Source organism: Stenotrophomonas sp. STEN030, from assembly GCF_056759995.1.
This window is the reverse complement of sequence record NZ_JBRREB010000026.1, coordinates 1-13,879: the sequence shown is the minus strand read 5'-3', so window position 1 is coordinate 13,879 and position 13,879 is coordinate 1. Positions and strand designations below refer to the sequence as shown.

The following is a 13,879-nucleotide window of genomic DNA, read 5'->3' as shown; positions in this document are numbered from 1 at the left end:
ACTGTAGGAGCGGCGTAAGCCGCGAAACTCGTACATCGTCAGATTGCCGGTCGCATCTTCCGCCAGCATCCCCAGCTTCGCGGCTTACACCGCTCCCACAACCGGTCCTTCCGTAGCCGGTCACATCTGGCCCCTAACCACGTCCCTGGTCCTAATGACTTCCGGCGCATTGCAGGGAGCCCGGCTGTAGCTGAATGTGACAGCCATCATCCAAGGAGAGGTTCGGTCCCCATGCTGCAGATCCGTGGTTTGTCGAAAACCTACGCCAATGGCGTACACGCACTCAAAAATGTCGATCTCGACATTCCACGCGGCATGTTCGGACTGCTCGGCCCCAATGGCGCCGGCAAATCCTCGCTGATGCGGACCTTGGCCACGCTGCAGGAGGCAGATGCCGGCAGCGCCACGCTGACCACCGCCGATGGCGCCAGCATCGATATCCTGCGTGACAAGGACGCACTGCGTCGCAAGCTCGGCTACCTGCCGCAGGATTTCGGCGTCTACCCGAAAGTGAGCGCGCTGGACCTGCTCGACCATTTCGCCGTGCTCAAGGGCCTGACCGCGCGCAAGCAGCGCAAGGAAGTGGTCGAAGCGTTGCTGCAGCAGGTCAACCTGTGGGATGCACGCAAGCGCAAGCTCGGCACTTATTCCGGCGGCATGCGCCAGCGCTTCGGCATTGCCCAGGCCCTGCTCGGCAACCCGCAGCTGGTCATCGTCGATGAACCCACCGCTGGCCTGGACCCGGAGGAACGCAACCGCTTCCTCAACCTGCTGGCCGAGATCGGCGAGAACGTGGCGGTGATCCTGTCCACTCATATCGTCGAGGACGTAACCGACCTGTGCCCGACCATGGCCATCATGAACAAGGGCGAGGTACTGCTGACCGGACGGCCGGCCGAAGCTATCAACGCACTGCAGGCACAAGTCTGGCGCAAACAGGTAGCCAAGGCCGCGCTGCCGGATTACGAAGCCCGTTTCACCGTGCTGTCGACGCGACTGGTCGGCGGTCACCCGGTGATCCATGTGTTCGCCGACAACTGCCCTGAAGCAGGCTTCGAACCGGTCGCGCCGGGGCTTGAGGACGTCTACTTCCAGCGCCTGCGCCTGCAGGCGCAGGCCGCCTGACGGAGACGACCATGACCCTCGCCTTCCTGCGCTTCGAGCTGCGTGAGCAGCTGCGTTCCCCCTTGCTGTGGCTGCTTGCAGTGCTGTTCGCCCTGATCGCCTTCGGCGCTGCCTCCAGCGATGCCATCCAGATCGGGGGCGGCATCGGCAACGTGCATCGCAATGCACCCTCGGTGATCGCCACCTTCATGACCTCCTTCACCCTGCTCGGGCTGTTGGTGGTGACCTTGTTCGTCAGCAACGCATTGCTGCGTGACTTTGAACTGGGCACCGCCGAGCTGGTGTTCTCCAGCCCGATCAAACGCCGCGATTATTTATTGGGCCGCCTCGGCGCCGCCCTGCTGGCCAGCCTGCTGATGTACGTGATCATCGCAGCTGGCCTGTTCATCGCCCAGTTCATGCCGTGGATCGATGCAGCCCGACTTGGTCCGGTGTCGCTGCAGCCCTACCTTTGGTCGTTTGTTTTCATGGTGTTGCCGAACGTACTGTTCACCACCGCCTTGTTGGCGCTGCTGGCAGTCACCACCCGCAGCATCCTGTGGGTCTACATCGGCGTCATCGTGTTCTTCGTGCTGTACGGCGTCAGTCGTGCCTTGTTGGCCGATATCGACAACATGCGTATTGCCGCCCTGCTCGACCCGCTCGGCATGCCCGCGATGAGCCAGGCAACGCGCTACTGGTCGGCCGAAGAGCGCAACACCGGCCTGCCCGCGTTCACCGGTTATCTATTGGAGAACCGGGTGCTGTGGCTGGCGGTGACCGGCGCCCTGTTCGCCGCGACCTTCGCCCTGTTCCGCACCGAGCGTAGCGGCACCGGCCGCAAGCGTGGCAAGAAGGTGGCCAGCGTCGCTACCACCGACAGCAAGCGCAGCAATGTGGTTGCCCCCAAGGTGACCCCGAGCTTCAACGCTGCGACCGGCTGGCGGCAGCTGCTGCGTCAGGTCGGATTTGATGCCTTTGGCGTGTTCCGCAGTGCGCCCTTCCTAGTGTTGCTGGTGCTGGGCATGGCCAACTTCATCCCCACCGCCCTGCACCGCCGCACCATGTACGGTACGCCGAGCTGGCCGGTGACCTCGCAGATGCTGGAGGCACTGCAGGGCAGCTTCAGCTTCCTGCTGATCATCATCGTGCTGTTCTACGCCGGCGAACTGGTGTGGCGTGAGCGCAGCGCACGCATCGCTGGCATCAGCGATGCCATGCCGGTACCGAACTGGGTGCCGCTGCTGGGCAAGTTCCTCACCCTGATCGCGGTGGTATTCGCGTTCCAGGCCGTGGGCGCGCTTACTGCCATCATCATCCAGCTCAGCAAGGGTTACACCCAGATCGAGCCGCTGCTGTACGTCAAGACGCTGGCGCTGGACTCGGTGGTCTATATCCTGATGGGCGGCATGGCGCTGGTGCTGCAGGTACTGAGCAACAACAAGTTCATGGGCTATGCGTTGCTGATCCTGTTGCTGATCGGGCAGTCGGTGCTAGGCATGCTCGACTACACCCAGAACCTGTACAACTTCGGCAGCTGGCCGATCGCCCCGTATTCGGACATGAACGGCTACGGCCATTTCCTGACCGGGCAGCTGGCCTTCCAGGGCTACTGGATGCTGTTCCTGCTGGCATTGCTGTTGCTGTGTGCTGCCCTGTGGGTACGCGGTGTGGATTCGGGTTGGCGGCAGCGCCTGCGATTGGCAAAGCAGCGCCTGCGCGGTCCGCTGGGGGCAGGCCTGGCAGCGGCCACGCTCGCCTTCATCGCCTGCGGTGGCTGGCTGTACTGGAGCACCAACATCCGCAACGAGTTTATTTCGCCGGACCAGCAGCTCGACCTCCAGGCCCGCTACGAGCGTGAATACCGCAAGTACAAGGACCTGCCGCAGCCGCGCATCATCGCCATCGACAACAATGTCGACCTGCACCCGGAAACCCAGTCGGTACGCATCGATGGCGTCTACCGCGTGCGCAATACGCATTCGGCGGCGATTCCCGACATCCATGTCGCGATGGGCGATGACCGCACACTGGCCAGCATCGAGATGGGCGGTGCCAAGCTGACCACCCACGATGAGGAACTGGGCTACCGCATCTATCACCTGGACGCACCGATGGCACCGGGCGAGGAGCGTGATATCCGCTTCACCGTCGATATCCATCCCAACGGCATCACCTCCGACCAGGCCCAGAGCCAGATCGTCGACAACGGCAGCTTCTTCAACAGCCGCGTGTTGCCTGCGTTCGGCTATGACACCGGCGCGGAGATCGGCGACCGCAACGAGCGCCGCAAGCGTGACCTCGGCGAACCGACGCGCATGCCAAAGCTGGAAGATGAAGCCGCACGCGCCAATACCTATATCTCCAACGATTCGGATTGGCTGGATTTCCGCAGCACCATCTGCACCGCACCGGACCAGATCGCCTTGGCACCGGGCTACCTGCAGAAGGATTTCGAACGCAATGGCCGCCGCTGCTTCAGCTATGCCATGGATCGACCGATGCTGAACTTCTATGCCTACCTGTCGGCACGCTGGCAGGTGAAGAAGGCTACGTACAAGAACATCCCGATCGAGATCTATTACGACGCCAAGCATCCGTACAACGTCGATCGGATGATCGAGGGCGTGCAGAAATCACTCGCGTATTACGAGGCCAACTTCAGCCCGTACCAGCACAAGCAGGTGCGCATCATCGAGTTCCCGGGCTACCAGTCGTTCGCGCAGAGCTTTGCCAACACCATCCCCTACTCGGAATCGATCGGTTTCATCGCCGACCTGCGCGACAAGGATGATGTTGACTATGTGTTTTATGTCACCGCACATGAAGTGGCGCACCAGTGGTGGGCACATCAGGTGATCGGCGCCAACGTGCAGGGTGCGACCGTGTTGTCCGAATCGCTGTCGCAATACTCGGCCTTGATGGTGATGGAGAAGGAATACGGACGCGGCCATATGCGTCAGTTCCTGAAAGACGAACTGGACAACTACCTGTCGGGCCGCGGCGGCGAGGATGTGGAGGAACTGCCGCTGTACCGGGTGGAGAATCAGCAGTACATCCATTACCGCAAGGGGTCAGTGGTGTTCTACCGTCTACGCGAGGAGATGGGCGAGGAAGCACTGAACCGTGCGCTATCCCGTTTCATCCAGGCCAAGGCCTTCCAGCAGCCGCCGTACACCACTTCGGCCGAACTGCTGGAGTTCATCCGCGCCGAAGCCAAGCCCGAGCAACAGGCCTTGATCACCGACCTGTTCGAGAAGATCAGCTTCTATGACAACCGCGTGGTCGAGGCCAATGCCAAGAAGCGCGCCGACGGCCGCTACGACGTGACCCTGCAACTGCACGCCGACAAGCGTTACGCCGACGGCATGGGCAAGGAAACCGCAGGGACGCTGGACGACTGGATCGAGGTTGGCGTATTCGCCAAGGGTGCTTCCGGCAAGGAGCGCGATGAGAAGGTGCTGTACCTGCAGCGTCATCACATCACCGCCGCGGCGCCCAGCATCACGATCACGGTGGACCAGAAGCCCGATGAAGCAGGCTTCGACCCGTACAACAAGCTGATCGACCGTGTATCGGCCGACAACCGCAAGCGGGTGACGGTGCAGTAAGCAAGATGCGAGCGACGCCCGGCTTAAGCCCCTCTCCCGTTCACGGGAGAGGGGTTGGGGTGAGGGCAGCTCTTGAAGCATTGCCGCCCCCCCCCTGCCGAGCATGGCTCGGCACTGCAGGTTCCGCTCCTGCTCAAAACCCCTCTCCCGCCCGCGGGAGAGGGGTTGGGGTGAGGGCAGCTTCTGGGGCATTACCGGGAAAGCTCCTGCCGAGCATGGCTCGCCACTACCTCAAAGCCCCTCTCCCGCTTGCGGGAGAGGGGTTGGGGTGAGGGCAGCTGTTGGAGCATTACCGGGAAAGTCCCTGCCGAGCATGGCTCGGCACTACATGCCCGCCAATCTGCTGCACTGCGGATTCCGTACGGGACCGAATGCGGTTACATTCGGCTCGTAACAGCGCCACCGGCCGCTGACCAAACCCACCCTGGGAGGGGAAACATGCGTACTACTTTCAAGACCCTGTTGCTGGCCCTGCCGCTGCTGGCTGCCGGCTTCTCCGCCAGCGCCAGTGACAGCGCTGCTGGCCGCTGGCGCACCATTGATGACGAAACCGGCCGGGTGAAGTCCATCGTCGAGATCAGCCAGGCCGCCAACGGCACCCTCAGCGGCAAGGTACTGCAGGTGCTGCAGTCCGAGCAGGGCCCGCATCCGGTCTGCAACAAATGTGAAGGCGCCAACAAGGGCAAGCCGATCGAAGGCATGACCATCCTCTGGAACGTCCGCCCGGACGGCACCAACAAGTGGGCCAACGGCACCATTCTGGACCCGGCCAAGGGCAAGACCTACAGCTCGAAAGTGGCACTGGTGGACAACGGCCGCAAGCTGGACGTTTCCGGCTGCATCGCCTTCATCTGCCGCACCCAGACCTGGCTGCGCGACCAGTAAGCCGCTCAAAGCCGTTGCTTGAAGCCCCTCTCCCGTTCACGGGAGAGGGGTTGGGGTGAGGGGGAGCGTTTAGCTGGAAAGTCAAAAGCCCCCTCATCCGCCCCTTCGGGGCACCTTCTCCCGCATGCGGGAGAAGGAAGGAGCTTTGGCTCGATCTCTGACCTGCAAGCTCCAGCCAAAGCACCAGCCCCGGTCTCCCGGGGCTGCTTCTTTTCAGCCATGCGATAATCTGCAGTCCCCTGCTGCAAACCATCGCCATGACCCGCAACGCCCTAGTCACCAATGCCCTGCCCTACGCCAACGGCCCGCTGCACCTCGGCCATCTGGTGGGTTACATCCAAGCCGATATCTGGGTGCGTGCGCGGCGAATGATGGGCGAGAAGGTCTGGTACGTCTGCGCCGATGACACCCACGGCACGCCGATCATGCTGGCCGCCGAGAAGGCCGGGGTAAGCCCGGAAACCTTCATCGCCAACATCCAGGCCGGCCATGAGCGCGATTTCGCCGCCTTTGGCGTGGATTTCGACCATTACGATTCGACCAACTCGGCCACCAACCGCGAGCTGACCGAAGCCCTGTACGCCAAGCTCGACGCCGCCGGCCATATCAGCCGCCGCTCGGTGGCGCAGTTCTATGATCCGGCCAAGGGCATGTTCCTGCCCGACCGCTACATCAAGGGCACCTGCCCGAACTGCAAGTCGCCCGACCAATACGGCGACAACTGCGAAGTCTGTGGCGCCACCTACGGCCCGACCGACCTGATCGAGCCGAAGTCGGTCGTATCAGGCGCTACCCCGGAAATGCGTGATTCGGAGCATTACTTCTTCGAAGTCGGCCGCTTCCAGGAGTTCCTGCGCGAATGGCTGGCCGGCGACGTGGCCCTGCCCGGCGTCAAGGCCAAGCTGGCCGAGTGGCTGGATGCCGAGGGCGGCCTGCGCGCGTGGGACATCTCGCGTGACGCACCTTACTTCGGCTTCGAGATCCCCGGCGCACCGGGCAAGTACTTCTATGTGTGGCTGGACGCGCCGATCGGCTACCTGTCCAGCTTCAAGAACCTGTGCGCCAAGACCGGCGACGACTTCGACGCCGTGCTTGCCGCTGACAGCAGTACCGAGCTGCACCACTTCCTCGGCAAGGACATCGTCAACTTCCACGGCCTGTTCTGGCCGGCGGTGCTGAAGGGCAGCGGCCTGCGCACGCCGACCAAGCTGCACGTCAACGGTTACCTGACCGTGGACGGCGCCAAGATGAGCAAGTCGCGCGGCACCTTCATCATGGCCCGCACCTATCTGGATGCCGGCCTGGCACCGGAAGCGCTGCGTTACTACTTCGCCGCCAAGTCCTCCGGCGGCGTCGACGATCTGGATTTGAACCTGACCGACTTCACCGCCCGCGTGAACGCCGATCTGGTCGGTAAGTTCGTCAACCTGGCCAGCCGCTGCGCCGGCTTCATCGCCAAGCGCTTCGACGGCAAACTGGCCAACGCGCTGCCGGACCAAGCCCAGTACGACCGCTTCATCGCCGCGCTGGCCCCGATTCGCGAGGCCTACGAGCGCAACGACGCCGCTGCTGCCATCCGCCTGACCATGGCGCTGGCCGATGAAGCCAACAAGTACATCGACGACACCAAGCCGTGGGTCATCGCCAAGCAAGAGGGTGCCGACGCCGAACTGCAGGCGGTCTGCACGCAGGGCCTGAACCTGTTCCGCGTGCTGGTCACCGCCCTCAAGCCGGTGCTGCCGGCCACGGCGCTGCAGGCCGAGGCTTTCCTCAATGCACCCGTTCACGGCTGGGACGACATCACCGTCCCGCTGACCGCACACAGCATCGCCGCCTACGTGGCGCTGTTCACCCGTATCGACACCAAGATGATTGACGCAATGACCGACGCCTCCAAGGACACCCTCGCCGCCCAGCCCGTCGCAGAGGCCAAGCCGGCCAAGGCCGAAAAGCCCGCCAAGGTCGAAGTGAAGACCGAAGCCAAGGCCGAAGGTGAAGCCTCCGCGTACATCGGCATCGACGATTTCGCCAAGCTCGACCTGCGCATCGGCAAGGTGCTGGAATGTGGCTTCGTCGAAGGCTCGGACAAGCTGTTGCGCTTCCTGCTGGATGCCGGCGACCTCGGCCAGCGGCAGATCTTCTCCGGTATCCGTGGCAGCTATGCCGAGCCGGAAGCGCTGGTCGGCCGCAACGTGGTGTTCATCGCCAACCTGGCCCCGCGCAAGATGCGCTTCGGCCTGAGCGAAGGCATGATCCTGTCGGCCGGTTTCGACGGCGGCGCGCTCGCGCTGCTGGATGCCGATGGTGGAGCATTGCCGGGCATGCCGGTTCGCTGAAGCCGGCGCTCGGGAGTCGGGATCAGGGAGCGGTTACAGCCCTGGTTCCGACATCGCGCAGGCAGCAGGGCTTCCAGATACATCGAAAACCCACGCCCGTTCTTGCGGTTGCGAACTCCCAATCTCGATTCCCGCCTTGACCCCATGCAGCTAGCCCTCTTCGATTTCGACCACACCATCACCGTCTGTGACACCTACAGTCGGTTTTTGCGTCGCGTGGCCACGCCGGAGCAGCGCGCGCAGGGCTGGTGGCGGGTCGGGCCGTGGTTGCTGGCCTACCGGCTGAAGCTGATCTCCGCCGAGCGCATCCGTCGCCGCGTCACCTCACAGGTGTTCACCGGCCGCCATGCCGGTGAAGTCACCCAGATGGCGCGCGACTACGCACGCGAGCACCTGCCGGACATGGTGCGCCCGGAAATGCTGGAGCAGATCCAATGGCACAAGGCGCAGGGCCATACCGTGGCGGTGGTATCGGCCTCCATTGATCTGTACCTGCAGCACTGGTGCGATTCGCTTGGCCTGAAGATGATCTGCAACAAGCTGGAAGTGCAGGACAATCGCCTCACCGGGCGCTACGCCGAACGCGACTGCGGGCGGCACAAAGTCGCACTGGTACGGCGCATGTTCGACCTGGGTTCGTTCCAACGTATCCATGCCTACGGCGACAGCAGCGAGGACAAGCCCATGCTGGCGCTGGCGCACGAGCGTTGGTATCGCGGCAAATGCTTGACCTGAGCCCCTCTCCCTCTGGGAGAGGGGTTGGGGTGAGGGCGAACAGCAGGACTAACGAATGATTACCCAACCCTCATCCAACGCTGCACGCAACCTTCTGCCAACGGGAGAAGGAACTGCCGCGCTGGTCGAACGCCTCGACCGTCTGCTGCCGCAGACCCAGTGTGGGCAGTGCGGTTTTGACGGCTGCCGTCCCTATGCCGAAGCCATGGCCGCTGGCGACGCCGGTATAGATCACTGCCCGCCTGGTGGCGACGCGGGCGCGCGGGCGCTTGCCCATCTTCTAGGTGTTGCAGCCCTGCCCTACGACCACAGCCGCGGTGAACACAAACCAGCACAGGTTGCGGTGATCGTTGAAGCCGACTGCATCGGCTGCACCAAGTGCATCCAGGCCTGCCCCGTCGATGCCATCGTCGGCGGCGCCAAGTACATGCACACCGTGCTGGCCGACCTGTGCACAGGCTGCGAGCTGTGCATCCCGCCCTGTCCGGTGGATTGCATTGAGCTGCTAACTGTATCGGATGCAGGATCTGCCGGGGTTGTGGGAGCGGTGTAAGCCGCGAAGCTCGTAGAAACCCAGCTGGCAAAGATTCCGATATAAATCGGCAAAGGCGCAGCTGTTCCAGATCATGTTGAACACTGTGATCCAAACAATGCCAGTTTCGCGGCTCACGCCGCTCCCACAAACGAGCAACAGCGCGCTTGGTCAGTACTCGTCATCTTCGCTTTTGGGCGCCAGCGGCGGCACCGTATACTGCCGTCCATGCGCCTGGCAATCCGCAATCAAGGCCTCCGCATCCGCGCGTACTATCGCGCGCGTGCCCAGCGGATAGCGGTTGTCCTCGACCAGATCCGTGCGTAGATCAGTAACCGGCGAGAACGATGCGGACACCGCATGCCGTTCCTCCGAGGTAGCCAGCGCGTCGCCACCCCACCAGCGGATCAGCCATTGCGCGTTGTCCCAGATCAGCACCGTTTCCACCGTGCCGCCGCCGAGCTGGTAGCCAATCGCGCAGAAGTGGTTGGGCACGCGGCGATCGCCAAATCGACGCACGGTGTTGCGGAGCTCGGCCTCGATCAGCTTGAACTGTGGGTAGTCCAAGGGCTCAACGCGCTGCAAGGGCACTTGCGCGTAGATCAGTTTCGACAGCGGCGCCTGCGCCGGTGGCGCGGCACATACGGCCGCACTGGCAACAGTCAACGCGCAACATACGCCGAACAACAGACTGCGTTTCATTCCTTTCCCCTTGCCTCCCTGCAAAGACAGCAATGTCTGAACTGCCAAGGGCGCCGTAACGTCCAAGGCAGATTGACGATTTCAATCAGCCCGCTTACGGCACCGCAGCGGTGATCACGATCTCGATCTTCCACGCCGGGTTGGCCAATTTGGCCTGCACGGTGGCGCGCGATGGCGTTGCACCCTGCGGCACCCACTTGTCCCAGGCTTGGTTCATGCCCGCGAAGTCGGCAAGGTCGGCCAGGAAGATCTCGGCACGCAGGATCTTGGTCTTGTCGGTCGGTGCCAGGCGCAGCAGATCGTCGATGGCCTGCAGTACCTGCTCGGTCTGGCCAACGATATCTGCGCTGGTATCTTCCGGCACCTGCCCGGCCAGATAGGCCACGCCATTGTGGATGGTCATTTCCGACATGCGCGGGCCGGTATCGAAGCGCTGGATCATTGGGGTGACTCCGTGTTGTGGGTGTGCCTGCCATTGTGAGGGCAAGTGGAAGTTTCAGGCGTTTCTTTGCGTGAACGACGCCATGCCGAGAACGCCACCAACAGCAACCAGCCCACCACCGCTGCAATCACCAGCTTCTGCCCCAGTCCACGCGGGCTGCCACGCCACAGTACGTGCAACCACAGCCCAGCAAAGGCCAACCATGCCCATATCCATGCCAGTCGATGCAGGCCCTGCCACCGTGGGTCACGGCCGAAGCACCAAGCCTGCAGCAGCATCGCTACGGTCACACACAGGAAGGCGGTCTGCGCAGCCAGCCCATGCAGCAAGGGCGCCAACAGCGGCGCATGTTGCGGCAACCAGCTGTCACCGATCGCCACTCCAGCCAGACCAACTCCGGCCACCGCAAACAAACTGGGCGGCAAGCCACGTCGCGCGCTTCCGCGCGCCTGCCGGTACAGCATCAAGCCGAGTGCGGCGATGGCCAAGGCCAGCACGCAGTAGGCCCCGCGCAGCAGCACGCCATAGGGGCCGTGCAGATACAGGCTGAGGGTGGCGCGCACCCAATCCAGATCATCACGGGCGAACTGCAGGCCAATGGCAATGAGCAAGAACAGCAGCAACGCCACCAATACCGCCAATTCCGGTACGGCCGATTGTCTCCCTGCCTTGCGCCGATGTTCGCCCATGCCCGTTCCCCAGCGTTTGAGCTGCCAAGTCTAGTGCGCCTGCACCCACCACGCCGACTGAAGCCGGTGAAAACGCCCTGGCCCGCGCATGCAGCCACCATCACGCATGAGGGCTAGTCTTATGCGTCCGCGCCGCACCAGCGCATACCCTTCAGCACCTGCATGACCGCGTCTTCCACGTCTTCGGAGCCTTCAACGCCGGGTTGGCGCCGCATCGCTGCCATCCTCGTCACAATGGCCATCATGGCGACGGCACTGCATGCATTGGCCGGCGAGTTCAGCGACCATGGCTATCACCAGATCCGCAGCGCAGTGCGCGGGCTCTCATGGTCGCAACTGGGCATGGCAACGCTGTTGGGCATGGCCAGCTATGCATGCCTGATCGGATTTGATGCGATCGGCCTGCGCCGCGCCAGGCATCCGTTGCCGGCAACTCGCGTCGGCATAACCGCCTTTCTGGCGCATGCTGCTGGGCAGACGCTGGGTTTTGCCGCACTCACCGGTGGCGCCATCCGCGTACGCAGTTACGGCCAGGCCGGGCTGAGCCTGGCCGAGATCGGCCAGGTGGTGCTGATGAGCACCTTGGGCTTTGTGTTTGGCGCATGGTTGCTGCTTGGCCTGGCCTTGCTGCTGGAACCAGGCGCTGCGGCCCTGGCATTGCCGATCTCGGCCACAGCTGTGCATACGCTCGGCATCGCCTTGCTGGCCGGCTTCGCCGCAATGTTGCTGCTGGTCGGGAGCAACGGCCGCAGCGTGGGTTGGGGCCAGCACCGCATGTGGATTCCCGACCGGCGCACGGTGCTGGAAGTCACTGCACTGAGCGTGGTCGAGCTGGGTCTGGCCTCGGCCGCGTTCTATGTGCTGTTGCCGGCGCAGGCCGAGGTCAGCTTCACGGGCTTCGTCGGCCTGTATCTGGTGGCGGTTGTGGCCGGGCTGGTTTCCACCGTACCGGCCGGGCTGGGCGTGTTCGAGTGGAGCCTGCTCAAGCTGCTGCCGCAGGTGGCACCGGCCGCCATCCTCGCCGCCGCGGTGGCCTATCGCATCACTTACTACCTGCTGCCGTTGTTCCTGTCCGCGCTGCTGGCCGCGCTGGCCAGCGTACGGCGTCCGCTGCGCAGTGGTGCTGGCACCGCCTGGTCGGTGATCCGGCCATGGCTGCCGCAGTTGATCGCGCTGGCGGTGTTCGCTGCCGGTGCTTTGTTGCTGATCGACGGCACCCTGCCAGTACCGCATCAACGACTGTTGCCAGCATCGCTGCCGATCGTGGAAACCTCGCACCTGCTCGGCAGCCTTGGCGGCGTGTTGCTGCTGCTGATCGGGCAAGGCCTGCAACGTCGCAGTCACTCTGCCTGGATGCTGGCGCTGGCGCTGTGCATCGCCTTGCCGGTGCCGGCATGGCTGCGCGGCGGGCATCTGACGGTAGCTCTGACCTTGCCGCTGGTAGCGGTGGCGCTATGGGCCGCACGGCGCGAGTTTTACCGCGAAGGCGCGTTGCTGGACGAGGCATGGTCCTGGCCATGGCTGCGCAATGTCGCCTTGGTGCTGGTGGCGACGGTGTGGCTGCTGTTTTTCGTCTACAGCCACGTCGAATACCAGAACGAACTGTGGTGGCAGTTCGCCACCTCCGGTAATGCCCCACGTGCGCTGCGCGCCTTGCTGCTGGTCTGCATCGCGCTGATCGTGTTTGGACTGGCGCGCTTGCTGCACAGCACCCGCAGTCCGCTGCCCTTGCCTGATGCAGCAACGCTAGAGCAACTGCGCCCGGTGCTGGCTTTGGCCGAGGACACCCAGGCCTGCGTGGCAATGACCGGCGACAAGGCGATCCTGCGCAGCGAAGCCGGAGACGGCTTCGTGATGCTGCAGCGCTACGGCGGCTCGCTGGTGGCGATGGGCGACCCGGTCGGGCCACCAACGGTGGCAGCTGCCTTGATCTGGAAATTCCGCGAGGAAGCCGACCGGCTTGGCCTGCGCCCGGTGTTTTACCAGACCAGCGACAAGTACTGGCAGCACTATCTTGACCTGGGCCTGACCCTGGTCAAGCTAGGCGAGGAAGCGATGGTGCCGTTGCAGGATTTCAGCTTGGCCGGCAGCGAACGCGCGGACCTGCGCCAGGCATGGAACAAAGGCAAGCGTGGCGGACTGAGCTTCAGGCTGGCATCGGCCAGTGAGGTACCGGCCTTGCTGAGCGAGTTGGAAGACATCTCGGACGCTTGGCTGGACGAAAAGGCTGGCGAAGAGAAAGGCTTCTCGCTGGGCAGTTTCGATCCCGACTATCTAAGCCGCTTCCCGGTGGCGCTGGTCGAGGCCGAGGGCCGCATCGTCGCGTTTGCCAATATCTGGCAGGCACCGGCCGGGCATGAGTTGTCGGTGGACCTGATGCGCCATCGTCCGGATGCGCCCAAGGGCACGATGGATTTCCTCTTCATCGAGCTGTTTCTGTGGGGCGCTGCCAATGGCTATACCCGCTTCTCGCTGGGCATGGCGCCGTTGACCGGCCTGGTCCAGCACCGGCTCGCCGGTCGCTGGAACCGCTTTGCCAATCTGGTCGCGCGGCACGGTGAGCGTTTCTATGGCTTCAGCGGGCTGCGCCGCTTCAAGTCCAAGTTCGCACCGGAGTGGAGGCCACGTTATCTGGCCGCGCCGGGGGGCGTGCATCTACCTGCTGCGTTGCTGGATGTGACCCGGTTGATCTCGTTGGATCCGAGCAGAAAATAGCCATCTGCTTCTTTTGTAGGAGCGGGGGGGGGGGGGGGGGGGGGGGGGGGGGGGGGGGGGGGGGGGGGTGGGGGGGCGGGGCGGGGGGGGGGGGGGCCGCCCCGGGCGCGGCGCACCGGCCCCACCCC

At 63.7% G+C, this 13,879-nt stretch carries 10 protein-coding genes; 7 read left to right on the top strand and 3 right to left on the bottom strand.

Features of this window, described 5'->3' with window-relative positions; genetic code table 11:
- Positions 1-231 precede the first annotated feature (231 nt).
- The 6 genes from ACVOLR_RS10735 (at position 232) to rnfB (ending at position 9,224) form a co-directional block, all read left to right on the top strand.
- A complete protein-coding gene (locus ACVOLR_RS10735; RefSeq protein ID WP_481536399.1) occupies positions 232-1,125 on the top strand; it encodes an ABC transporter ATP-binding protein in 894 nt (297 codons plus the stop codon).
- An 11-nt stretch (positions 1,126-1,136) separates the two neighbouring features.
- Complete coding sequence (locus tag ACVOLR_RS10730) at positions 1,137-4,715, top strand: M1 family aminopeptidase (protein ID WP_481536398.1); 3,579 nt, start codon at positions 1,137-1,139, stop codon at positions 4,713-4,715.
- Between the two features lie 438 nt (positions 4,716-5,153).
- Positions 5,154-5,600: a DUF2147 domain-containing protein gene (locus ACVOLR_RS10725; RefSeq protein ID WP_481536397.1), complete on the top strand. Its 447-nt coding sequence runs from the start codon at positions 5,154-5,156 to the stop codon at positions 5,598-5,600.
- Between the two features lie 257 nt (positions 5,601-5,857).
- A complete protein-coding gene (gene metG, locus ACVOLR_RS10720) occupies positions 5,858-7,936 on the top strand; it encodes a methionine--tRNA ligase (protein WP_481536396.1) in 2,079 nt (692 codons plus the stop codon).
- A gap of 144 nt (positions 7,937-8,080) precedes the next feature.
- Positions 8,081-8,671 (top strand): HAD family hydrolase, encoded by a 591-nt coding sequence (locus tag ACVOLR_RS10715; protein ID WP_481536395.1) that lies wholly within the window; start codon positions 8,081-8,083, stop codon positions 8,669-8,671.
- Between the two features lie 55 nt (positions 8,672-8,726).
- The gene (rnfB, locus tag ACVOLR_RS10710; protein WP_481536394.1) at positions 8,727-9,224 is read left to right on the top strand and encodes an Rnf electron transport complex subunit RnfB; all 498 of its coding nucleotides are present in this window, start codon (positions 8,727-8,729) and stop codon (positions 9,222-9,224) included.
- A gap of 150 nt (positions 9,225-9,374) precedes the next feature.
- Here the strand turns inward: rnfB and ACVOLR_RS10705 are convergent, their stop codons facing one another.
- From ACVOLR_RS10705 to ACVOLR_RS10695, 3 genes are all read right to left on the bottom strand, one after another.
- Complete coding sequence (locus tag ACVOLR_RS10705; protein WP_481536393.1) at positions 9,375-9,905, bottom strand: hypothetical protein; 531 nt, start codon at positions 9,903-9,905, stop codon at positions 9,375-9,377.
- A gap of 94 nt (positions 9,906-9,999) precedes the next feature.
- The gene (locus tag ACVOLR_RS10700) at positions 10,000-10,347 is read right to left on the bottom strand and encodes a RidA family protein (RefSeq protein ID WP_481516473.1); all 348 of its coding nucleotides are present in this window, start codon (positions 10,345-10,347) and stop codon (positions 10,000-10,002) included.
- Positions 10,344-11,036, bottom strand: a complete 693-nt coding sequence (locus ACVOLR_RS10695; protein ID WP_481536392.1) for a DUF998 domain-containing protein — start codon at positions 11,034-11,036, stop codon at positions 10,344-10,346. Before ACVOLR_RS10695 ends, ACVOLR_RS10700 begins: the two co-directional genes overlap by 4 nt.
- A gap of 162 nt (positions 11,037-11,198) precedes the next feature.
- On the opposite strand from ACVOLR_RS10695, the gene mprF reads away from it, so the two are divergent.
- Entirely contained in the window at positions 11,199-13,751 is a 2,553-nt protein-coding gene (mprF, locus tag ACVOLR_RS10690) for a bifunctional lysylphosphatidylglycerol flippase/synthetase MprF (protein WP_481536391.1), read from the top strand.
- Positions 13,752-13,879: the final 128 nt, after the last annotated feature.